This window comes from Bordetella sp. BOR01 (assembly GCF_019218885.1).
Taxonomy (GTDB): Bacteria; Pseudomonadota; Gammaproteobacteria; order Burkholderiales; family Burkholderiaceae_B; genus Bordetella_A.
This window is the reverse complement of record NZ_JAHUWT010000005.1, coordinates 258,833-280,795: the sequence shown is the minus strand read 5'-3', so window position 1 is coordinate 280,795 and position 21,963 is coordinate 258,833. Positions and strand designations below refer to the sequence as shown.

Here is a 21,963-nt window from a genome sequence, read left to right as displayed (position 1 = left end):
CGGCGCCGGCCCCTGCCGCGTCATTGCTTGACCAGCCCCGCCCCCTTGACCAGTCCGGTCAGCACCTGCTGGTCTTTGCGCACGAAATCCGTGGCTTGCTGCGGCGTCATGCTCCACAGTTCCACGCCTTGCGAAGTCATCTGGTCGCGATAGGCCGCATCCCGGTTCACCGCGTTGACCGCCTTGTTCAAGCGATCGATGATGGCATCGGGCGTACCTGCCGGCGCCGCCAGGCTGTACCAGGACGCCGACTCGGCATCCTTGATGCCTGCCTGCGCCATCGTGGGCACATCCGGCAGCAGCGGCGAGCGTTCTTTGGCGGCATACGCCAGGGGCACCAAACGGCCGTCCTTGATGAACTGCAGGCTGGCCGCCAGGTTCAGCACGGCCATATCCACTTGCCCGCCCACCAGGTCATTGATGGCGGGCGCCGCCCCCTTGTACGGAATATGCACGAGCTCGATGCCGGCTTGCTGGCGAAACAACTCGGCGCCCAGGTGCGGCGAACTGCCCGGCCCGGCCGAACCGTAGTTCAGCTTGCCCGGATCCTTGCGCGCCAGCGCGATCAGCTCTTGCACGGACTTCACCCCCAGCTTCGGATGCACCACCAGCATATTGGGCTGGTTGCCTGCGATGCCGATGAAGCGGAAATCCTTGATCCCGTCATACGGCGTGTGCTGCATCAAGGGGGTCACGATATGCGCGGCCGCGGTACCCAGCAGCAGCGTATAGCCATCGGGCCTGGCGCGCGCCACGATCTGCGTGCCGATGGCGGCGCCGCCGCCGCCCTTGTTTTCCACCACCACGGGCTGGCCCAGTTGCTTTTCCAGTTCGCGCGCCAGGGCGCGGCCCAGCGTATCGGCCGGGCCACCCGCCGCATAGGGATTGACCAGCGTGATGGGCTGGGAGGGATACGGCTGCGCCGCCCAGACGGCCGCGCACATCGTGGCCGCCGCGGCGCCCACCATGAACTTCCTGATCGCTTGCATATGTGTCTCCTGGTGTTTTTACGGGAATGGAAATGCGGCGCCGATGGCCGCTCAGGCCCCGGCAGGTGTCATATCGCCCCTTTGTCGCGCAGGACCGCCATGGCCTGGTCGTCCAGACCCAGGCGTTCACTGAGCACTTGCTGCGTGTGCTCTCCCAGCAGCGGCGGCCGGTCCAGGCTGGGGTCGTCGTAGCCGTCGAACTTGAACGGCACCGGCACGGCCCCAAACCGCCCCAGCTGGGGATGTTCGTATTCACTCACCATGCCGCGCGCGCGCACATGGGCATCGGCCAGGATCTCGTCGACCGACAGGATCGGCCCGGCCGGCACGCCGGCCGCGTCGCAGCGCGCGCACAGCTCGTCGCGGTCGAGCGTGGCGATGGCCGCCGCCAGTCCTTGCATGACCTCGTCGCGGCGCGCCACGCGCGCGGCATTGCGGGCCAGCACCGGGTCATCGCGCCAATCGGCCAGGCCCAGCAGTTCGCACAGGGGTTGCCAGTGCTGGTCGCTGCCGGTGATCTGCACCCATCTGCCGTCGCGGCACTCGAAAGCCGCCGAAGGCACCCGCCCCGGATGCTCGGTACCCAGGCGCTGCGGCACCTCGCCCAAGGCGAAATAGCGCGCCGCGGCCAGCGACAGCAGGCCCACCTGGCCATCGAGCATCGAGAAATCCAGGTGGCAGCCCCGGCCCGTGCGTTCTCGGCCCAGCAGCGTGGCCAGGATGCCGATGGCCACCCACAGGCCCGAGGTCAGGTCGGCCACCGGCAGGCCCGGCTTGACCGGGCCGCCGCCGCGCTCGCCGGTCAGGCTCATGATGCCGCCCATGGCCTGGAACACCGTGTCGTAGCCCTTGCGGCCGGCGTAGGGGCCGGTCAGCCCGAAGCCCGTGCACGAGCAATACACCAGGTCGGGATTGCCCGGCGCAATGTGCTCGCGGTCCAGGCCGTATTTCTGCAACGTGCCCACCGGGAAATTCTCGACCACCACGTCGGCCTGCTCGGCCAGCCGGCGGATCAGGGCCTGGCCGTCGGGATGCCGGAAATTCACCGTGATCGACTGCTTGCTGCGATTGAATGCCAGGTAGTAGGCCGATTCGGTGCCGTTGGGCCCCTGCACGCGCGGCTCGAAACCGCGCGTCTCGTCGCCGCCGCCGGGCTGCTCGACCTTGATGACGGTGGCGCCCAGCTCGGCCAGGATCATCGAGGCAAAGGGACACGCCAGCACGCGCGAAAGATCCAGTATGGTGATGCCGTCCAACGGTCTCATTGCCCACCTCCGCCGAAGCTGCGCATGATGGTGTTGGCATCGCGCCCCACCGCCAGCGCCTCGGCCAACGCCAGGTCGGCCGACCGGTGGAACGACCGCTTGGTCAGCTTCATGGCGGCCGGTTCCCAGCCGGCCATGCGCTGTGCCAGGCCCAGCGCGGCCTCCAGCACCTGGGCGGGTGGCACCACGCGGTTGGCCAGGCCCAGCGCCAGGGCACGCGCCCCATCGATGGGCTCGGCCATGGCCACCAGTTCGAAGGCCTGCTTGCGGCCCACTTGCCTGACCAGGTTGGCCATCACCACCGCCGCCACAATGCCGTGCCGCAGCTCGGGATAGCCGAAGCGCACGTCGTCGGCCATGACCGCCATGTCGCAGGCCAGCGCCAGCCCCGCCCCACCGCCCAGCGCATTGCCCTGCACGGCCGACACCACGGGCTTGCCGATGTGCGAGAACGCCAGGTGCAATGCCGTGGTCAGTTCCGCGCGCTGCAGCACCGCATCGGCGTGCTGCGCGGTCAGGCCGGCGAATTCCCTGGTGTCGGCGCCGGCGCAGAACGACTTGCCGTTGCCCGCCAGCACGATCGCACGCACCGCGCCATTGCGGTCGGCATCGTGCAACGCGTCCAGCAGCCCCTGGGTCAAGATAGTGTTCAGCGCGTTGTGCTTGTCTGGCCGGTTCATGCGCAGCACGCGTACGGCATCCAGGTCTTCGATCAGCAGTTCGGTCATGAAGGTTCCTTGTCAGGGCGCCTGCGGGCAAACGCCAACTAATTGCATAAATCAACTATATGGGCGCGCCAAAACCACACTGGCGCCCGCCCCCCTAGCGCGGTCCCGCGTTGCGGCCGCGGCGGGTGGGGATTTCGGCTTTGGCGTCGTGGAACATCTCGAGCGCGCGCTCGATCAGCTTGTCCAGCGCCCGTTCGACCGTGTCGCGTTCGGCCGGGCTCAGCACCTGCAGCAGCGATTCGTTGCGCATCACCGCCGCCGGGAACATTTCCTGGTACAGGCGCCGGCCGGCCGCGGTCAGGTCCAGGCTGATGCCCCGCCCATCCTCGGCATCGGCGCTGCGCCGGATCAGTTTCCTTTCGATCAGTTCCGACACCGCGCGGCTGGCCTGGCTTTTGTCGACGTTGGATTCGCGCGCCAAGGCATTCAGCGACATCGGCGCCGCCGCGCCCAGCAGCGCGATGATGCGCCATTCGCGCGGCCCCACGCCATAGCGGCTTTCATTCAGGCCGGCCGCAATGCGGCTGGAGACATGCGCCAGCCGGTTCAGGCGATACGAGAACAGCTCTTTCAGCTGGGAGGGAGCAGCGCGGGCCGCGGTGGCGGCAGCGGTATTGCGTGCGGGTCGAGTGGCCATGATGTCCTAGTATCCAGACTGAAGGCGCACGCGCCGGGCCGGCCGCGTGCAAACGCGCACATGATAAACAACCGGGGCGGCGGCCAGGCGGCTCATGGCTGCGCCCGCTGGCCGGCCAGCGGGTTCAGGCCGCTGGCCGCCACGCGGCTGTGCAGCTCGCGGCCCAGCGTGTCCCGGCACAGCCGCGACACATCCAGCAGCGCGGCCAGGTCCAGCCCGGTGCGCACGCCCATCGACTCGAACAGGCTGACCAGGTCTTCCGTGGCCACGTTGCCCGTGTGCCCGCCGCCGTACTTGACCTTGTCGGGATGGCCCCCCACGCCGCCGAAAGCACTGTCGAAATGGCGCACTCCGGCCTCCAGGGCGGCAACGTAGTTGACCAGCCCGGTGCCGCGCGTGTCGTGGAAATGGGCCACCAGAGCCAGCTGCGGGAATTCCTGCCGCAGTTGCCGGTACAGGCTGCGCACGGCCGCAGGGGCCGCCATGCCGGTGGTGTCGCCAAGCGTCACCACGTCGACGCCCAGCCCGGCAAAGCGACGGGCGTCGTCCAGCACGCGGCCGGCGTCCACGGCGCCCTCGAACGGGCAGCCGAAGGCCACCGAAATGGTGCCCACCATGCGAAAGCGGCCGGCGGCGCGGCCTGCCATGGCGGCGATGTTGTCCCATTGGTCTTGCCGGGAACGCTTCAGGTTGCGCTGCGAATGCGATTCGCTGGCCGAGACCAGCAGGCTGATCTCATTGGCGCCGTACCCGGCGTCCAGGTCGTGCAGCGCCCGTTCCACCGCGCGCACGTTGGCGCAGGTCGCCTTGTACCAGACCCCTGCGCGGCGGGGCAGCATGGCCAGCAGTACGCTGGCGTCGGCGAATTGCGGCACGACCTTGGGGTTGGAATACGAGGTGGCCTCGACCCGCTCGAAACCCAGATCGGCAAAACGCTGTATCAGGCCGGCCTTGACCGGCGTGGCAATGAACTGCGGCTCGTGCTGCAGGCCGTCGCGCGCGTAGCATTCGCACAGGATCACATCGCGCGTCATGATTGTTCCAGGCCGAAGCGCCGCAGGGCATAGTCGCGCAGCTTGTTCTTCTGCACCTTCGAACTGCCCGTCATGCCGATGTGCTCGAAAGTATCGACCACGTCCAGGTAGCGCGGCACCTTGAAATTGGCGCAGCGCGCCTTGCACCACGCCACCAGTTCGCCGGGCTGGGCCGTGCGCCCCGCTTTCAGCAGCACGAAGGCCGCCGGCACTTCGCCCAGCCGCGCGTCGGGCACACCCACCACCTGGGCCATCTGCACGGCGGGATGCGCGTGCAGGATCTCTTCGATTTCCAGCGGCGCCACGTTCTCGCCGCCGACCCGGAACATGTCTTTCAGGCGCCCCACCATGCGCAGGCGCCCCTCGCCGTCCATCTCGCCCAGGTCGCCGGTGCTGAGCCAGCCGTCGGCGCTGAGCGCGCGGGCCGTGGCATCGGGCATGTTGTAGTAGCCCTTCATGATGCTCCAGCCCTTGGCCTGGATCTCGCCGCGTTCGCCCGGCGGCAAGACAGCGCTCGTGGCCGGATCGATGATGCGCACCTGCATGCCGGGGTGCGGCAGGGCCCAGCCCATGGCACGCAAGGAAAAGTCATCGTCGCAAGCCGACATGATCACATTCGGCGAGGCTTCTGATTGCCCATACGCATTGCATATCGACGGTACGCCCATCACATCGCGGATCTTCTGCATCACTTCCGGCCCCGCCGCCGCCCAGCCGCCGCGCAAATGCAGCCGCGCCGGATCGAAATCGGGATGGCCCATCAGCATCAGGAAGATCGTGTCGTTGCCCGAGGTCAGGGTGCAGCGCTCGGCAGCCAGGATACGCAAGGCCTCGGCCACGTCGAAGCGCGGCAGGGTCAGCAGGCAGCAGCCGGTCACCAGGCTGACCAGGATCGACAATGTCGTGCCCGCCACGTGGAAGTATGGCCGGATACTGAAGTACCGGTCGCCGGCCGTCACCCCCATGCGCTGCGCGGCCGCCCAGGCGTTGGTAAGCATGTTGGCGTGAGTCAGCATCACGCCCTTGGGAAACGAGGTCGTGCCCGATGTGTACTGGATCAGCAGCACGTCGTCGGGAGCCACCTGCGCAGCCTGGGCATCCAGCTCGGCGCCTTGTACGGGCGCGCCCTGCGCGAGGAACCGGTCGTAGCCCAACGCGCCCGCCGGCACCCGGGGGCCCACCACCACCACCTGCCGCAGCATCGGCAATGCGCTGCCCGGCAAGCGCGTATCGACGGCGGGTTCGACCTGGCGCAGCAGATCGACGAAATCGATACCCAGGAACTCGTCGGCCAGGATCAACAGGCCGATATCGGCCTGCTTCAGGCAGAAGCGCAGCTCTTCGCTTTTGAAGCGCGTATTGACGGGCACGGTAACGGCCCCCAGGCTGGCGCAGGCATAGAACACCTGGATCCATAATGCGCTGTTGCCCAGCATGACGCCGACATGATCGCCGCGGCGCACCCCTTGCGCATGCAAGGCAGCGGCAATACCGCGCGCCCGGGTGGCCAGGTCTTGCCAGCGATAGCGGCCGTCCGGCCCCACGAAGGCCTCTTGCGGCCCGCGTTCGGCCACGGTGCGCGCCAGGCACCGCGGCAAGGTGGTGGGTTCAGCCAGCATCTGCCGCCCCCGCGCTGCCGAAACCCGCCAGCGCCCCCTTCCAGTCGGTGCCGCGCAGGTTTTCTTCGATGGCCAGCAATTCCACTGCCATGGCGCCTTCGCGCGTCGTGGCCAGGCCCTGGTCGACGCTGCGCTTGGTCAGCCGCACCGTCAGGGGCGTGGCCTGCGCAATGCGGGCCGCCATGTCGCCAACCCGGGCCGGCAGTCCGGCCGCCGCATACACATGGTTGACCAGGCCGATCTCGCGCGCTTCGTGCGCGTCGAATCTGCGGCCGGTGTACAGCAATTCCTTGGCCATGCGCGGCCCCACCGCGCGCGGCAGCCGCTGGGTGGCGCCTATGGTGCCCCACCCCACTTCGGGGTAGCAGAACTGGGTGCCTTCGGCCGCCAGGATGAAGTCGCACGCCGCGGCGATTTCGCAGCCCGAGCCAAAAGCCGCGCCGTGCACCATCGCAATTGCGGGCTGCGACAGCCGCTCGATGGCGGCATAAGCGGCAAAGCCGGCCACGCGCCGCGCGGTCATGTCCTGGTCGGACATGGTCTTGCGCTCTTTCAAATCAGCCCCGGCGCAGAACACCGGTCCCGCGCCGCGGATCACGACCACGCGCGCGCGTTCGTCGGCAGCCAGCGCCGACAGCGCGGATACCAGTTCATGGCACATGCGCAGGCTCAATGCGTTGCGGCTGTCGGGCCGGTTCAGCGTCAATGTGGCGACATGCGTGGCGATGTCCAGGGTAATGGTTTCGTAAACGGCGCTCATTCAGGCTCCTGACATGGCGAGATCGCTGGCAGCCACTATACGATAACTAGTTGATTAAATCCACTATATTCAATACACCCAGCCCGCACGATGAAGTTGCACAAATCAACTTCATAGTTGATGATATCAATTACTTTACAACCATCGCAGGCCGTCATGAAACTGCTGCGCCGCGTCATCGCCGCCCTTTGCATCCATGCCGCCGTATTGCCCGGCGCCCATGCCCAGGCCTATCCCGACCGGCCGGTCAAGCTGGTGGTCGGTTTCTCGGCGGGCGGCGGCAGCGACCTGGTGGCGCGCATCCTGGCTCGCGCGCTGGGCAAGCAGCTGCAACAGTCGGTCGTTGTCGAAAACCGTCCGGGCGCGGGAGGCATGATCGCCACCCGCGCCGTGGCTGCCGAACCGCCCGATGGCTATACCTTGTTGCTGGGCAGTGCGGCCGCCTTTGTCATCAATCCCTACCTGCGCCGCGACGTGGGCTACGACCCGGTAGGCGATTTCACCCCCATCGGCGCGGTGTCGCGATTCGATTATGTGTTGCTGGGCCGCCCCGGCCTGCCCGTGGCCAGCCTGCAGGACCTGGTCGCCCATGCCAAGGCGCACCCGGGCCAACTGACCATCGGCTCGGCAGGCGTCGGCTCGAACACGCACCTGGTCGCCCTGTCTTTCTTGTCGCGCAGCGGCATCGAGCTGCGTCATGTGCCCTACAAGGGCACTGCCGGCGCGCTGAACGACCTGCTGGGCGGCACCATCGACCTGCTGTTCGACTCGGTACCCACCGTCATGCAGCAAGTCAAGACCCGCGCGGCCGCCAGCTTCGGTACCACGGGGGCCCACCGCGAAGCCATGCTGCCCGACGTACCCACTTTTGCCGAAGCCGGCATGCCGGGTTTCGAGGCCAGCAACTGGTTCGCCGTATTCGGCCCGCGCCGGCTCGACCCGGCCGTGGTGCGCCGATTGAACACCGCCATGGTGCAGGCCCTGCAAGATCCCGAATTGCTCGACAGCTTCCGGCAAAGCGGCAACATCGCGCTGGGCGGCTCGCCCGAAGACCTGGCGGCGCTGGTCGCCCGGGAAACCCAGCAGTACGAGACACTGATCGATGCCACCGGCGTCCGCCTGGATTGACCCCTCTGCCCCGGTACCCCGCATGAACCACGCCACCGATTCCGCCGCCCACCTGCCCCTGGCGGGCTGGCGCGTCCTGGACCTGAGCTCGGCCGTGGTCGGCCCCTATGCCACCCAGGTATTGGCCGATTACGGCGCCGAGGTCACCAAGCTGGAACAGCCCTCGGGCGACATCATCCGCTGGATCTCGGGCCGCTCGCCCACACCCGGCATGTCGGGCAAGTTCATGCACATGAACCGCAACAAGCGCAGCATCGCGCTGGACCTGAAGGCGGCCGCGGGGCGCCAGGCCGCGCTGGAACTGGCGCGGCACTGCGATGTGTTCGTGCATAACATGCGGTCTTCGGCCATCCGCAAGCTGGGGCTTACTTTCGACGACCTGCGGGCCGTCAATCCGCACATCGTCTATTGCGCCATCGTCGGCTTCGGCTCGGCCGGGCCGTATGCCGACCGGCCCGCCTATGACTCTATTTTGCAGGGCGGCACCGGGCTGGCCAGCCTGTTCGCGGCCACCGAAGGCGCACCCCGGTACGTGCCGTATGTGGTGGTGGACCGCAGCGCCGCGCTGATGGTGGCCAACGCCATCCTGGTGGCGCTGCTGGCCCAGGGCCGCGCACGCCAGGCCCGCCAGATCGAAGTGCCCATGTTCGAAAGCTATGCGGCGCTGGTGCTCAGCGAACACCTGTACGGCGCGACCTTCGAGCCGCCCATCGGCACCAGCGGCGACCGGCGCCTGCTCGACCCCAACGCGCGGCCGGTGCAAACGCGCGACGGCCATATCTGCATCACCACCAACACCGATGCCCAGGTGATGGCGCTGTTCGACGCCCTGGGTCGGCCGGAACTGAAGGCCGACAGCCGCTTCAACACGGCCGTCAGCCGCATCGACCACATTGCCGAGTTCTTCCAGATCCGCGCCGACGAAATCGCCCGCCACGACACGGCGCACTGGCAAGCTGTATTGGCCAGGCACGATATCCCGGCCATGCCCTGCCACACTATCGACAGCCTGCTCGACGACCCGCACGTCGGCGCGGTGGGCCTGGTGCAACAGGTGCGGCACCCCAGCCAGGGCACGGTCAAGCACATCAATGTGCCGGTATCCATGACGGGCTACTCGCCCGGGCTGCGCCACCATGCCCCGCGCATCGGCGAACAGACGCGCGCCATCCTGCGCGAGATCGGCTACGGCGAAGCCCGCATCCAGGCCATGCTGGATGGCGGCCAGGCCAGCGCCCCGCCAGACTGAGCGCAGCGCCCCCCGCTTGCGCGGCGCTATGCCGGCACGCCATGCAACGTTATAGTGAGTTGCACTGCCAGCCGCCGCCCCTGCGCGGCGAGCCAGCGGGCACATCGAACACATCTCGCGGAAGGTGTCATCATGTCTTATCGCTCACTCGCTGCAAATCTGACGGGGCTGGCGGCTGCCGGCCTGTTCATGGCAAGCGCATCGGCGCACCACGGTTGGTCGTGGGCGGATACCGAACAAATCCAATTGCAAGGCACCATCAAGCAAGTGCAAATTGCGCCGCCGCACCCATGGCTCGACGTGGAAACCCAAGAGGGCCTGTGGCGCGTCGAACTGGGCAACCCCTCGCAAACCAAGCGCTCCGGCTTTGTCGAAGGGTCGGCCAAGCCCGGCGACAGCATCGCCGCCACCGGCAACCGCGCGCAAGACCACGCCGAAAAGCGCATGAAAGCCGTGCAGATCACCGTGGGCGGCAAGACCTACGACATCTACCCGGAACGCATCAAGAAATAGCACCATGACGCTGCAATGGCTGGCCGACCTGCCGCATGCCACGCTGCTGCGGCATTGGGACACGGCCTACCTGCTGGTGAACGCCGCGCATATCTGCGCCATCGGCGTGCTGTTCGGCACCATTGCCGCGCTGGACCTGCGCCTGCTGGGCGCTGCCCGCGCGCTGCCGCTGTCGTCGGCCGCGCCCTACCTGGCCCGCATGGCGGCCAGCGGCCTGCTGCTGGCCGTGCTGACCGGTTTCTGGCTGTTTTCGGTGCAGCCGGCGCAGTACTTGGGCAACACCGCGTTCCTGGCCAAGCTGGCCCTGATAGCGCTGGGTACGCTGAACGCCCTGTGGCTGCACGCCGGCAGGTCGTGGCGCCGCTTGCTGGCCGATGCCCCGGTGCCGCCGGTGGCGCGGCTGCACGCGGCACTGTCGATCCTGCTGTGGCTGGCCGCCATCGTGGCCGGCCGCTGGATCGGGTTCTTGTAGCGGCCGCGCGGCATCAGCCCAGGGTACGCAGGCCTGCGCGCAACGCATCCGCCCCGGGCGGCGGCAAAGCCGCCTCGATATCGGCATGCAGGCTGCGCCAGATGGGCAGCGCCGCTGCCAGCACCGCATGGCCGCGCGCCGTCAGGCACAGCAGCCGGTTGCGGCGGTCGTCCGGGTCGGCCCGCACCCGCACCAGGCCATCGCGCTCCAGCGGCTTCAAGGCCGCCGTCAGCGTGGTGCGATCCATGGCCAGCACCTGCGCCACCGGCCCCAAAGTGGGCGCATGCGGCCGGTTCAACGCCATCAGCAGCGAAAACTGGCCGTTGGTCAGCCCCACCGGCCGCAGCGCCACATCGAAACGCCGCGCCAGTGCACGCGCCGCGCGCTGCACGTGCAGGCACAGACAGGCGTCGCGGACTTCCAGCGTGGCCTCGAACGGAATTCTTTTTGACATGGCCGCATTATTATGTTGATATCAACGTTAGTCAAACTCCAGCACTTCACCACCTGGCAGGTGCTCGCCCTGCCCGTCTCCAAGGAGCACAACGATGAAGTACGTAGAAGGTTTTGTCGTCGCCGTCCCGGCCGCCAATAAAGAGGCCTATATCAAGCACGCTTCCGACGCGGCGCCGCTGTTCAAGGAATTCGGCGTCACCCGCATGGTCGAATGCTGGGGCGATGACGTGCCCGACGGCAAGGTCACCGACTTTCGCGGCGCGGTCAAGGCGAAAGACGACGAAGTCGTCGTGTTCTCGTGGTTCGAATACCCCTCGAAAGAAGCGCGCGACGCGGCCAACCAGAAAATGATGAGCGACCCGCGCATGAAAACCATGGGCGACAGCATGCCGTTCGATGGCAAGCGCATGATCTTCGGGGGCTTCGTACCCGTGCTGGACGTATAAGGCGCGCGCCTACGCCAAGGCCTGCGCAAGGCACTCCATCAGCAGCCGCACCCGCCGCGGCTGTACAGCGCTGGGCGGGTAGACAATCTGCAGCGCCGTCGCGCCGATCGAATAGTCCCGCAGCACTTCCACCAGCGCCCCGCTGGCCAGGTCGGCATCGATATCGCGGATCGACTTCAACGCGATGCCGTGCCCCGCGCAAGCCCATTGCCGCACCAGGCCGCCGTCGTTGGCCACGCGCCGGCCGCGCACCAGCACTTTGTGCGGCCGTCCGTCGACCTGGAACAGCCATTCGCGGTCCAGGCCCTGGCCAAAGCGCATGACGATACAGTCGCGCTGCGACAGCTCATCGGGATGAGCCGGCACGCCGTGCCTGGCCAGGTAATCGGGCGAGGCGCACACCACGCGCCGGTTCTCGCCCAGGGGCCTGGCCCGCAGCGAACTGTCGGCCAGCACGCCGTGGCGCACGGCAAAGTCCAGCCCCTGCGATACCAGGTCGACATTGCCATCGGTCAGGTTCAGGTCGATACTGACCTCGGGATGCGCATCCAGGAATGCGTCGACGACGGGCACGATGCGGCGGCGCCCCAAATCTTCAGGCGCGCTGAAACGGATAGGGCCTGAAATCTTCTGCGTACCCAACTTGACGCGGGCTTCCAGCTCATCGGCCTCGGCCAGCAGGCGGCGGGCGCCGTCGGCCAGCAGCCGGCCCTCTTCGGTCAGGCTGATGGCGCGAGTGGTGCGCGCCATCAGCGCGGCGCCATAATATTTTTCCAGGGCCGCCAGGCGTTCGGACACGGAGGCTGGCGACAGGCCCATTTCGCGGCCGGCGGCAGCCATGCCGCCCTTTTCGGCGATGCGCAAGAACAGCGCAAGATTTTCCAGAAGCATTTTTCGGCAATTCCGAAGTGTGATTTTTATTTCAAGGTAATTATCAAAAAATACCGCAAGCGCTACATTGGCGGCAAGCCCGGTCGAACAGCCAGCCCGGACACCTTTCCCCCTATTCGCCTGAAGGACCGCATCATGAAAGCCGTTGCCCTGACCCGCTACCTGCCTGTTTCCGACCCCCAGGCCTTCCTGGACGTCGATTTGCCCAAGCCCGTGCCGCAAGGCCGCGACATCCTGGTGGCCGTGAAGGCGGTTGCCGTCAATCCGGTGGACGTCAAGGTGCGCGCGCCCAAGGACAAGGTGGAAACGCCCCCCCGCGTCATCGGCTACGACGCCAGCGGCGTGGTCGAGGCCGTAGGCCCGCAAGCTTCATTGTTCAAGGTCGGCGACGAGGTCTATTACGCCGGCGACATCACCCGTGCCGGCACGAACCAGGAATTCCACCTGGTCGACGAGCGCATCGTCGGCCGCAAGCCCGGCACCCTGTCATTTGCCGAAGCGGCGGCCTTGCCGCTGACCACCATCACTGCCTACGAGGCCTTCTTCGACCGCTTGCGCATCGACCGCGACGGCGCCGACCGGGGCAAGGCCATCTTGATCGTGGGCGGCGCCGGCGGCGTCGGGTCCATCGGCATCCAGCTCGCCAAGCGGGCCGGCCTGTCTGTCATCGCCACCGCCTCGCGGCCCGAGACCATCGCCTGGGTACGGGAACTGGGCGCCGACCACGTCGTGAACCATCGCGAAGACCTGGTGCAACAGGTGCGCGCCGCGGGCTTTGCGCACGTGGACTACGTGGCCATCTTCAACGACATGCGCCACTGGAACGCCGCCGTGGAACTGGTGCGCCCGCAGGGCGCGATCGTGTCCATCGACGACACCGACCTGCCCATGCCCATGGCCGGCATGAAGACCAAGTCGGCCAGCTTCCACTGGGAATTCATGTTTGCCCGCGCCATGCACCAGACGCCGGACATGATCGAGCAGCATCGCCTGCTGTCGTTCGTGGCCGGCGAGATCGACGCGGGCCGCATCCGCACCACGCTGGCCGACGTGCTCTCGCCGATCAATGCCGCCAATATGCGCGAAGCGCACCGGCGCGTGGAAACCGGTGCGGCCAGGGGCAAGATCGTGGTCGAAGGCTTCTAGGTCCCGCCACAGCGCATCAACGTATCCCGGTGCCCGGGATGGGCAATGGCAATCAGCGCCTTGCGCCGGGCATCGGCAGAACATCCGCGCACGGCGGCTACGCCATACTCGGTGACGTAGCAGTCGACCTCTGCGGGCTGCAGCGAACATGGCCGCCCGGGCGGCAGTTCGGGCACGATGGCGCTGCCGCCCTTGCGGTCGCGGGCGCGCAGGGCAATGATGCTGCGCCCGCCGGCAAGTGCCGCGGCGGCGCGCGAGAAATCCGGCAGGCCGCCGGGTGCCGAAACCTGCCGCGACCCCGCCCATTCGGCGTTGACGCGCCCGTGAAGATCCACCTGCAAGGCCGCGTTGATGGCGTGCAGGCGCCCCAATCGCCGCAGCACCTGCTTGCCATGTGTCATCGAGCAAGGATGCAGTTCGATGGCCGGATTGCGGTCCATGAATGCATAGAAAGCGCGGGTGCCCAAGGCCATGGTGGCCACGCACACCCCCGGGCATACCTCTTTGGTGCTGTTATCGATGATGCCGCGCTCGATCAGCGCGCGAGCCCCATCGCCGATGATGCCGGTGTGCAGCCCCAGGTGCTTCAAATGGCCCAGCTTGGCCAGCACCTGGTCGGGCAACGACCCCACCCCCAGTTGCAGCACCGCCCCGTCTGTCAATAAACCCGCCACGTGGCTGGCGATCGCCTCGTCGATCGCATCCGGCTGCCCCGGCGCAACCTCGTGGGGCCCGTCCACGGCATCGACAAATGCGTCGATGCGGGCGGCGCTCAGCCAGCCATCGCCGGCCGTCCGGGGCATGGCGGGATCGATCTCGGCCACGACCCGCCGCGCGGCCTGCAAGGCGGCGGGCATGTAATCGACCGCCACGCCCAGGCTCACTTTGCCTGTGTCATCCGGCGGCGACACCCGCAGCAGCACGGCACCGACCGGATTCGCCTCGTTGAACGAGTGCGGGGCTTCGGATAGCGGCTGGCGCATGACATGCAGGCGGCCTGCATCCAGGGCGGCGCGCAGGCCCGCACCGGGTAGAAACGTCGATAGTTCCAGGTGATCGCGTGCGGGCACCTGTGCATAAGGCACCGGGCCGTAGGGCAGCAGCGAATGAACCACGCGTCCGCGCAGCAGATGGGATGACTCGGCGAGTTGGCCGGCCAGGACGGTGGGATGCGCGGCAGCCGAATGGACGGCGATGCATTCGCGCAGCCCGATATTTTCCAGGAATTCGCTCAGGTGGGCCAGCTTCTTCACGGAAAAGTTCCTTGAAAGTTGTACGTATATTTAATTCAAGTATAGCAATCAGATAAGAAAATACCGCCAAAAAGCCCGAATATATGCTGTTGACTCTGCCGGAAACTACTGGAATACTTGTACGTACTTATTAAATATCGAGGTAAGAAAATGGAAGCCGGCCGCCAGCCACGCACCATCTCGGCGCAGGACGAAAGTGAACTTCTCTCGGCGATCGACCGCTGGGTCCAACGCTCGCTCACCCCCGAAGTCGTACGAGAGTTCGACCACGCCGATCGCTACCCCGCGCATATCGTCGAAGAAATGAAGGCGCTCGGCCTGTTCGGCGCGACGGTCAGCACTGACTATGGAGGCCTGGGGCTGCCCGCCAGCACCTATGCCAAGATCGTGATGCGCATTTCATCGGTCTGGATGGCAGTCACCGGCATCTTCAATTCCCACCTGATGCTGGCACTGGCCATCGAGAAATTCGGCACCGGCCAACAAAAACAGCAATGGCTGCCCCGTCTGGCGTCCGGAGAAATCCGCGGCGGCCTGGCGCTCACGGAACCGGACGCCGGCACCGACCTGCAAGGCATCCGCATGACGGCGCGGCGCGATGGCGACCACTACGTCATCAATGGCACGAAAACCTGGATCACCAATGCGGTAGAAGGCTCTTGCTTTGCCCTTCTGGTCAAGACAGACCCGCAGGCCCAACCCCGCCACAAAGGCATCAGCCTGTTCATTGCCCCCAAGGGGCCCGGCTTCTCCAGCGGCCGCAAGCTGCCCAAACTGGGCTACAAAGCCATCGATAGCGGCGAGCTGGTCGCCGACGACTACCGCTTGCCGGCCGACCACTTGATCGGCGGCGTCGAGGGCCAGGGCTTTTACCAGGCCACGGGCGGCCTGGAACTGGGCCGCATCAACGTCGCCTCGCGCGGCGTGGGCATCGCCGAAGGCGCCTTGCGACTGGCCACCGAATACGCGCAAGTGCGCAAGACTTTCGGCAAGCCCATCGCCGAACACCAGGCCATTGCGCTGAAACTGGGCGAGATGGCCACCCGCGCGCGGGCCGCGCGCTTGCTCACGCTCGATGCGGCCGCCAGCTTCGACCGCGGCGAACGCTGCGACATGGAAGCCGGAATGGCAAAGTACTTCGCCTCGGAAGCGGCGCTGGAAAACAGCACGGAATCCATGCGTATCCACGGCGCCTACGGCTATTCCAAGGAATACGACATCGAACGGCTCTACCGGGACGCCCCCCTGACTTGCATCGGCGAGGGCACCAACGAGATGCAGCGCATCATCATCTCGAAGCAATGGATAAAAAGGAACCCTGCGCAATGAGCGCCGCAGGCGGCAATACCGACGCGCGAGCCGCGCCCCGCCCCGCCCATCTTCCGCTGCAGGGCGTGCGCATCGTCGCCGTCGAGCAGTTCGGCGCCGGCCCATATGGCACTATGTTTCTGGCGCACCTGGGCGCCGAAGTCCTCAAGATCGAGAACCCCGCCACGCGCGGCGACCCCTCGCGCCAAACCGGGCCTTTCATGCTGGGCCAGGACGACAGCCAGTATTTCCAGAGCTGGAACACCAACAAGCACAGCATCTCGCTGGATATCAAGTCGGACGAGGGCCGGCGCACCTTCGAAGAACTGCTGCGCGGAGCCGATGTGGTGCTGAACAACCTGCGCGGCGACCAGCCCGCCAGGCTGGGGCTGGACTACGCCGCATTGTCGGCGGTAAACCCCGCCATCGTCTGCGTGCACATATCGGCTTACGGCCGCGACAATAGCCGCGCCTCGTGGCCGGGCTACGACTACCTGATGCAAGCCGAAAGCGGCCTCATGCACCTGACAGGCGAACCCGATACTCCGCCAGCCCGTATCGGCGCGCCGTCCATTGTCGACCACATGACCGGCATCACGTCGATCGTCGGCCTGCTCTCCGCGCTGTTGCGGGCGCGCGAGACCGGCCAGGGCTGCGATGTGGACACGAGCCTGTATGACGTCACCCTGCACCAGCTCGGCTATACGGCCACCTGGTTCCTCAATGAAAAGCATCTTTCGCAGCGCCAGCCGCGCAGCGGCCATTATTCGCTGACACCAGTGCAGACCTTTCCCACCGCCGACGGGTGGATTTTCATCATGTGCATGACCCAGAAGTTCTGGGAAGCACTGCTGAAGGCCTTGCAACGCCAAGACCTGGCCACCGTGCCGGCATTCACCGACGCCGCGGCACGCCACCAGAACCGCCACCGCCTGACCGAACTGCTGGATGCCGAATTCAAGCGCCACCCCACCCGCCACTGGCTATCGTTGCTGGAAGGCGTGCTGCCGGTTGCGCCGGTGCTTGGGCTGGCCCAGGCGCTGCAGACCGACTTCTTCCACGAAAGCGGCATGCTGTCTACCGTCAAGCACGCCGCCAAGCCCGATTTCCATGTGCTGGCCAACCCCTTGAAGTTCAACGGGCACCGTCCGGCGCTGCGTGCGTGTTCACCGCTGGGCGCCGACACAGACGGCCGGCTTTCGGCCCTTATCGCCACCGACCAAGAGGACCCGCGATGAAATTATCGGGGCTGCGCGTACTGGACCTGTCGAACTTCTTGCCGGGCCCGTATCTATCGCTGGAACTGGCCGATCACGGCGCCGAGGTCATCAAGATAGAACAACCCGGCGAGGGCGACCCCGGCCGGCACATCGGCCTGTCGGACGGCCCGCATACCGTCTTCTTCCGCAATCTCAACCGCGGGAAAAAAAGCATTGCGCTGGATCTGAAAAGCGAACCGGACCGCGCGGCGCTGATGGGGCTGGTGGACTCCGCCGATGTGTTCATCGAGTCGTTCCGGCCCGGGGTCGCCGCGCGCCTGGGGGTGGACTACCAGACGCTGGCCCGGCGCAATGCCGGCCTGGTGTACTGCTCTATCAGCGCATTCGGCCAGAATGGCCCGTATCGCGATCGCCCCGCGCATGACCTGGCCATCGAGTCGCTGGCCGGTGCGCTGATGCTCACGACAGGGTCCGATGCGAAACCCGCCATGCCCAACCTGCCCTACGCCGATCTGTTGAGCGGGCTGCAAGGCCTGGCCGGCATATTGATGGCGCTGCTGCGCCGCCAGGCCACCGGCAAGGGCGATTACATCGATATCGCCATGTCCGACTGCATGGTCGCGGCGCTGCGCAATGTGCTGGGCTCCACCTTTGCCCAGGGCCGGGCGCCCGAACCCGGCCAGGACAGGACGACAGGCGGCAGCGCCTTCTACCGCATCTATCAAACGCGCGATGGCGGCCACATCGCGCTGGCGGGCCAGGAACCCAAGTTCGTCCATGCCTTGCTGGGCGCATTGAACCGCCCCGACCTGGCACCGCTGTGCCTGCAGGGCCCGGGGCCCCACCAGGCGCCGGTGATGGAATTTCTTGAAGACACATTCCGGCAAGCCACGCGCGCGGAATGGGAAACCCGGCTGCAGTCGCTGGACCTGTGCTTCGGCGGCGTCAACACCCTGCCGCAGGCACTGCAAGACCCGCAGATACAGGCGCGCGGCATCGTATTGCGCGACGCGAAAGGCCGCCCGCATATCGGCAGCCCGATCCGCTTCCTGCATGAACCGGCCGCTATCGGGCTGGAATCGCCGGCACTGGACCAGCATCGCGATTTGCTGGATGGGCCGGCTTCACGCTGAATGCACGGCCGGCGGGTGCGGCCTGGCGCCGCCCCTGGCCCGGCCCCCCCCTGGCCTGCAGCTTCGTCAGTCGGGTCGTATGCCCGCCTCGCGTATCGCCGCCCCCCAGGCCTGCTGCTGATCCGCGACCAGCTTTGCCAGGTCTTGCGCGCTGCCGGGCTTGACCTCCAGCCCCAGCGATACCATGCGTTCCTGGACTTCCGGCTGTTTCAGCACCTTGATCAGGGCAGCATTCAAGGTGTCGATCACGGCCGGCGGCGTTCCGGCCGGCGCCATCAGGCCACCCCAGTTGGCGAAGTTGAAGCCGGGATACGCCTCGCCCACGGCGGGCAGGTCCGGCAGTACCGGCGAACGCTCGTCGGCCATGACGCCGATCGCGCGCAGCCGCCCTCCTTCCACGAACGACCGGGCAGACCCCCAGTCGCTGAACACAAAGTCCACGCGCCCCGCGGACAGGTCGGTCATCGCGTCGGGCGAACTCTTGTACGCCACCTCGGTTGCATTGAGTTTGGCCAGCCGGTTGAAATGCGCCGCGCCCACCCGGCCCGACGCGTTGCCATAGCCATAGAACGCCTGGTTCTTGGCCCGCAATTGTTCCACCAACTGCTGCGGCGTCGTGGCAGGGGAAGCCGCGGGCACCAGCAGGACGAAGGTGTAGTTGTTCAGGCCGCCCACCGCGGCAAAGTCCTTGATGGGGTCATAGGACAGGTTCTTGGTCAGGAACACTGCGGTGGAGTGCGTGGACGAACTGCCCATGCCCAAGGTGTAGCCGTCGGCCGGGGCGCGCGCCAGTGCGCTGGTTGCGATCTGCCCCAATGCGCCCACCTTGTTTTCCACCACGATGGGAGTGTTCAGTTCGGGTTGCAGGTACTGCGCCAGCAAGCGGGCCAGGATGTCGCCGCCACTGCCGGGCCCGAACGCCACGATGATCTTGATGGGTTGGGATGGAAAGCTGCCTGCTTGCGCCGCCCCGCCCGCCAGCAGCAGCGCGCCGCACAGCAACATGTGCATGAGTGTCTTCAATGCGAGCTCCCAGTGGCGGCAAATCCATATAGCCGCTGCGGATTGTTGGCCAGGACCGCATCGCGCAACGCGGCATCCGGCACGCAGTGCCCCAGCAAGTCCAGCAAATCGCCGGTGTTGGGCATGGTTTTCCCAAAGCTGACATGCGGCCAGTCCGACCCCCACACGCACCGGGTCGGCGCGGCCTCGGCCAGCGCGCGGGCAAACGGAATCACATCCGGGTACGGCGGCGCCGCCAGCGAAATGCGGAATCCGCCCGACAACTTGACCCACGCACCGTCGCGCACCAGTTGCAGCAAGGTATGCCCGGCTTCGGTGCCGGCCAGGTCTGGCGACACATACCCCATGTGGTCGAACACGGCCGGCACGCGCAACCGCGCAATGCGTGGCGCCAGCGCCGGCAACTGTTCCGCATTGACCAGGAACTGCAGGTGCCAGCCCATCTCGCGGCAAATGGCCTCGTAATCCGCCAGTGCGTCCACGCCCACGCCGCCGCCGGTCGTGGTGTTCAGGCGCAGCCCCACGATGCCGGCGTCTTTCAGGTCCCGCAGGTCGGCCTGGCCCAGGTCGTGCGGAATCACCGCAATGCCCCGCAGCCGATCGAGATTGGCCTTGACGGTATCGCGCAACAGGCTGTTGTCGGTGCCATGCACGCTGACCTGGATCAGGACACCGTAGGACATGCCCGTGGCGTCCAGCATGCTCAGGTAGGCAGCCGGCGGCGCGGGATGCGGGGTGTAGCTGCGATGCTCTATCCACTGCGTGCCGATGACGTGCGCATGCGTATCCACGGCGCCGGCCGGCAAGGTGTAGCTACGTGGCGGATGCGGCGCATCGTCTGGCGCGGGATCCGGTTCCAGCCTGTCGCGGCCACTGGAATGCGGCATGGTCACGACTCCGCCTTGATACGGCCGGCCGCCACCATCGTGCGCATGAAATCGTCTTCCTTGTGCATGATGCGTGCGTAATCCTGCGATGCGCCCCATTGCACGAACGAGCCCATCGCCTTCATGCCTTCGACGAAGCGGCCGTTCTCGATCGCGGCGCTGGCGGCCTGCTGCAAGGTCTGCATGACGTTGCCGGGCATCTTGTCCGGCCCCGAAACCCCCAGGTAGGTCGTCACATCGAAGGGTTCGGGCCCCAGCGACGACACCGACGGAATACCTGGCAAAGCAGCCTGCAACGGCCCAAACACCGCCAGCGGAATCAGCGTGCCCGATTCGATATACGGCTTGGATGTGGATACCTGGTCGGCGGCAACTTCGATCTGCCCGGCCAGCATGTCCTGCAGCATGGGGCTGGAGCCTTTGTACGCGATGCCGTTGAACCGCACCTGCCCCACTGCCTCGAGATCCAGCATGGCCAGGTGGTTGGGGGTGCCCAGGCCGCTATAGCCCATGGATATCGCCCCCGGCTGCGCCTTGGCCGCCTGCACGACATCGGCCAGCGACTTGAAGCGGCTGCCCTTCTTCACCACCAGCACCAGCGGTGTCTTGCTGACCAGGCACACGGGCTGGATGCTGCCGGTGCCGTAGCTGACCTTGACCAGGTGCGGAGTCACGGAAAACACGCTGGGCGCCGAGAACAGCAGGGTATAGCCGTCGGGCGCCGACCCGATGACGTGCATGGCGCCTATCGCGCCGCCGGCACCGGGCTTGTTGCCTACGATGACGGTCTGCCCCAGCGCCTTGCCCAGCGCGTCGGCGAACAGCCTGGCGGTAAGGTCGCCGTTACCGCCCACGGCATAGGGAACCCACATGGTCAGCGGGCGCGAAGGATAGGGTTGCGCAAAGGATGGCCGCGCGGCCATCGCGGCAAGCGCAGCCGCGGAAGCGCGCAGGAAAGTTCGACGAAACATGGTGGCCTCTGTGATCAGTCGCTGTCGGGGGCAAAAAATGCGCCGGTCTTGAACACGGTGGGCTGCGCGGCAACACCGTTTTTACTGGCGTCGCCGGCGGCGTGGCGGCCCTGCGGGTCGGAACGGCTTTGCATGGCCTCGTTCGGAATGCCGAACTTCGGATGCAGATCGGTCGAATCCTTTACGGCGGCGGCGCCGACGCGGAACATCACCAGGTTGCCCTGCGCTTCGTCGGCCCTGAACCGGTACCGCGTGCCGCGCGGCAAGGTCACACCCTCGAATGCGCGCACGGTGGTCGTGCTTTCATCTTCAAAGTGAAAGATGGCTACGCCCTGAAGCACCAGGAAGACGTGGTCTTCGATTTCGTGGCTGTGCAGCGCGTTTTCGCCGCCCGACGAATAGACCTTGGAATGCGCCCACAGCATGGGCGACAAACCCAGCAGGTCCATGGTGGCGCCGCCTTCCAGCAAGGGCAGGTTGCGCATGGAGAACCGCAGCCGGGCTGCGGCGGAAGGAACTTCGGCAGGGTTGCTCACGGATATCTCCTCCTGGTTGGCCGTCCCGGTTCGACGGCGGCGGTATTATTCTGCGCTTGTACGTACAACAATAATGCTAACACCATCATCCCTGTTATCTATCAGTGTTATCACCAATAAGTTGTACGAACATGTTTAATTTCTTCTCCTGGCGGTGCACGTCGCCGCGGCTGGCGGCCGCCGGCCACGCCAACCGCCAGGGCGTTCGGGCCCAGGGGCGTGATGTAGAATCGACGCCATGCCTGGAGCCAAGAAGTCCGTTCAAGTTGCACGCACACCTGCAAAGGCCGGGCGGCGCC

At 66.5% G+C, this 21,963-nt stretch carries 23 protein-coding genes; 9 read left to right on the top strand and 14 right to left on the bottom strand.

Annotated elements, in window-relative coordinates; genetic code table 11:
- Positions 1 to 20: 20 nt before the first annotated feature.
- The 7 genes from KW845_RS26710 to KW845_RS26680 all read right to left on the bottom strand — a co-directional run bounded on the left by KW845_RS26710 (position 21) and on the right by KW845_RS26680 (position 7,032).
- Positions 21 to 989 carry a tripartite tricarboxylate transporter substrate binding protein gene (locus KW845_RS26710; RefSeq protein ID WP_218372426.1) on the bottom strand — a complete coding sequence of 323 codons (969 nt, stop codon included), beginning with the start codon at positions 987 to 989 and terminating at the stop codon, positions 21 to 23.
- 68 nt (positions 990 to 1,057) lie between these two features.
- The gene (locus KW845_RS26705) at positions 1,058 to 2,254 is read right to left on the bottom strand and encodes a CaiB/BaiF CoA-transferase family protein (protein ID WP_218372425.1); all 1,197 of its coding nucleotides are present in this window, start codon (positions 2,252 to 2,254) and stop codon (positions 1,058 to 1,060) included.
- On the bottom strand, positions 2,251 to 2,982 hold the full coding sequence (locus KW845_RS26700) for an enoyl-CoA hydratase/isomerase family protein (protein WP_218372424.1): 732 nt from the start codon (positions 2,980 to 2,982) through the stop codon (positions 2,251 to 2,253). Before KW845_RS26700 ends, KW845_RS26705 begins: the two co-directional genes overlap by 4 nt.
- Positions 2,983 to 3,076: 94 nt before the next feature.
- Entirely contained in the window at positions 3,077 to 3,619 is a 543-nt protein-coding gene (locus tag KW845_RS26695) for a MarR family winged helix-turn-helix transcriptional regulator (RefSeq protein ID WP_218372423.1), read from the bottom strand.
- Positions 3,620 to 3,711: 92 nt separating this feature from the next.
- Positions 3,712 to 4,653, bottom strand: coding sequence for a hydroxymethylglutaryl-CoA lyase (locus KW845_RS26690; RefSeq protein ID WP_255592963.1), 942 nt, complete (start codon positions 4,651 to 4,653; stop codon positions 3,712 to 3,714).
- The gene (locus tag KW845_RS26685; RefSeq protein WP_218372422.1) at positions 4,650 to 6,272 is read right to left on the bottom strand and encodes an AMP-binding protein; all 1,623 of its coding nucleotides are present in this window, start codon (positions 6,270 to 6,272) and stop codon (positions 4,650 to 4,652) included. Before KW845_RS26685 ends, KW845_RS26690 begins: the two co-directional genes overlap by 4 nt.
- Positions 6,262 to 7,032 (bottom strand): enoyl-CoA hydratase/isomerase family protein, encoded by a 771-nt coding sequence (locus KW845_RS26680; RefSeq protein ID WP_218372421.1) that lies wholly within the window; start codon positions 7,030 to 7,032, stop codon positions 6,262 to 6,264. The genes KW845_RS26685 and KW845_RS26680 overlap by 11 nt, the downstream gene beginning before the upstream one ends.
- A 156-nt stretch (positions 7,033 to 7,188) precedes the next feature.
- On the opposite strand from KW845_RS26680, the gene KW845_RS26675 reads away from it, so the two are divergent.
- From KW845_RS26675 to KW845_RS26660, 4 genes are all read left to right on the top strand, one after another.
- Entirely contained in the window at positions 7,189 to 8,160 is a 972-nt protein-coding gene (locus tag KW845_RS26675; protein WP_218372420.1) for a tripartite tricarboxylate transporter substrate binding protein, read from the top strand.
- Between the two features lie 22 nt (positions 8,161 to 8,182).
- Positions 8,183 to 9,409 carry a CaiB/BaiF CoA-transferase family protein gene (locus tag KW845_RS26670; protein WP_218372419.1) on the top strand — a complete coding sequence of 409 codons (1,227 nt, stop codon included), beginning with the start codon at positions 8,183 to 8,185 and terminating at the stop codon, positions 9,407 to 9,409.
- 132 nt (positions 9,410 to 9,541) lie between these two features.
- Positions 9,542 to 9,922, top strand: a complete 381-nt coding sequence (locus KW845_RS26665) for a DUF6152 family protein (RefSeq protein ID WP_218372418.1) — start codon at positions 9,542 to 9,544, stop codon at positions 9,920 to 9,922.
- A 4-nt stretch (positions 9,923 to 9,926) separates the two neighbouring features.
- On the top strand, positions 9,927 to 10,394 hold the full coding sequence (locus KW845_RS26660) for a DUF2214 domain-containing protein (RefSeq protein ID WP_218372417.1): 468 nt from the start codon (positions 9,927 to 9,929) through the stop codon (positions 10,392 to 10,394).
- A gap of 13 nt (positions 10,395 to 10,407) precedes the next feature.
- Here KW845_RS26660 and KW845_RS26655 read toward each other — a convergent pair whose 3' ends face one another.
- Positions 10,408 to 10,848, bottom strand: a complete 441-nt coding sequence (locus tag KW845_RS26655) for a MarR family winged helix-turn-helix transcriptional regulator (protein WP_218372416.1) — start codon at positions 10,846 to 10,848, stop codon at positions 10,408 to 10,410.
- A gap of 94 nt (positions 10,849 to 10,942) precedes the next feature.
- Between KW845_RS26655 and KW845_RS26650 the strand changes: the two genes are divergently transcribed.
- A complete protein-coding gene (locus KW845_RS26650) occupies positions 10,943 to 11,296 on the top strand; it encodes a DUF1428 domain-containing protein (RefSeq protein WP_218372415.1) in 354 nt (117 codons plus the stop codon).
- 9 nt (positions 11,297 to 11,305) lie between these two features.
- On the opposite strand, the gene KW845_RS26645 is transcribed toward KW845_RS26650, so the two are convergent.
- Complete coding sequence (locus KW845_RS26645) at positions 11,306 to 12,187, bottom strand: LysR family transcriptional regulator (protein ID WP_218372414.1); 882 nt, start codon at positions 12,185 to 12,187, stop codon at positions 11,306 to 11,308.
- Positions 12,188 to 12,322: 135 nt separating this feature from the next.
- On the opposite strand from KW845_RS26645, the gene KW845_RS26640 reads away from it, so the two are divergent.
- Positions 12,323 to 13,333, top strand: coding sequence for a zinc-binding alcohol dehydrogenase family protein (locus KW845_RS26640; protein ID WP_218372413.1), 1,011 nt, complete (start codon positions 12,323 to 12,325; stop codon positions 13,331 to 13,333).
- Here KW845_RS26640 and KW845_RS26635 read toward each other — a convergent pair.
- A complete protein-coding gene (locus KW845_RS26635; RefSeq protein ID WP_218372412.1) occupies positions 13,330 to 14,586 on the bottom strand; it encodes an acetyl-CoA hydrolase/transferase C-terminal domain-containing protein in 1,257 nt (418 codons plus the stop codon). The two genes, KW845_RS26640 and KW845_RS26635, sit on opposite strands and share 4 nt — an antisense overlap.
- A 150-nt stretch (positions 14,587 to 14,736) precedes the next feature.
- Here KW845_RS26635 and KW845_RS26630 point away from each other — a divergent pair, with 150 nt between their 5' ends.
- The 3 genes from KW845_RS26630 to KW845_RS26620 are packed head-to-tail and all read left to right on the top strand — an operon-like array spanning position 14,737 to position 18,247.
- Positions 14,737 to 15,915 carry an acyl-CoA dehydrogenase family protein gene (locus KW845_RS26630; RefSeq protein ID WP_218372411.1) on the top strand — a complete coding sequence of 393 codons (1,179 nt, stop codon included), beginning with the start codon at positions 14,737 to 14,739 and terminating at the stop codon, positions 15,913 to 15,915.
- Complete coding sequence (locus KW845_RS26625; protein ID WP_218372410.1) at positions 15,912 to 17,132, top strand: CaiB/BaiF CoA-transferase family protein; 1,221 nt, start codon at positions 15,912 to 15,914, stop codon at positions 17,130 to 17,132. Before KW845_RS26630 ends, KW845_RS26625 begins: the two co-directional genes overlap by 4 nt.
- Positions 17,129 to 18,247: a CaiB/BaiF CoA-transferase family protein gene (locus KW845_RS26620; protein WP_218372409.1), complete on the top strand. Its 1,119-nt coding sequence runs from the start codon at positions 17,129 to 17,131 to the stop codon at positions 18,245 to 18,247. Before KW845_RS26625 ends, KW845_RS26620 begins: the two co-directional genes overlap by 4 nt.
- A gap of 66 nt (positions 18,248 to 18,313) precedes the next feature.
- On the opposite strand, the gene KW845_RS26615 is transcribed toward KW845_RS26620, so the two are convergent.
- Genes KW845_RS26615 through KW845_RS26600 form a run of 4 tightly spaced genes read right to left on the bottom strand, consistent with a single transcriptional unit; the run spans position 18,314 to position 21,664 of the window.
- Positions 18,314 to 19,258 (bottom strand): tripartite tricarboxylate transporter substrate binding protein, encoded by a 945-nt coding sequence (locus tag KW845_RS26615; protein WP_218372408.1) that lies wholly within the window; start codon positions 19,256 to 19,258, stop codon positions 18,314 to 18,316.
- 8 nt (positions 19,259 to 19,266) lie between these two features.
- Positions 19,267 to 20,157: an amidohydrolase gene (locus tag KW845_RS26610; RefSeq protein ID WP_218372407.1), complete on the bottom strand. Its 891-nt coding sequence runs from the start codon at positions 20,155 to 20,157 to the stop codon at positions 19,267 to 19,269.
- A gap of 2 nt (positions 20,158 to 20,159) precedes the next feature.
- Positions 20,160 to 21,128, bottom strand: coding sequence for a tripartite tricarboxylate transporter substrate binding protein (locus KW845_RS26605; protein WP_218372406.1), 969 nt, complete (start codon positions 21,126 to 21,128; stop codon positions 20,160 to 20,162).
- A gap of 14 nt (positions 21,129 to 21,142) precedes the next feature.
- On the bottom strand, positions 21,143 to 21,664 hold the full coding sequence (locus KW845_RS26600; RefSeq protein WP_218372405.1) for a cupin domain-containing protein: 522 nt from the start codon (positions 21,662 to 21,664) through the stop codon (positions 21,143 to 21,145).
- Between the last annotated feature and the right edge of the window lie 299 nt (positions 21,665 to 21,963).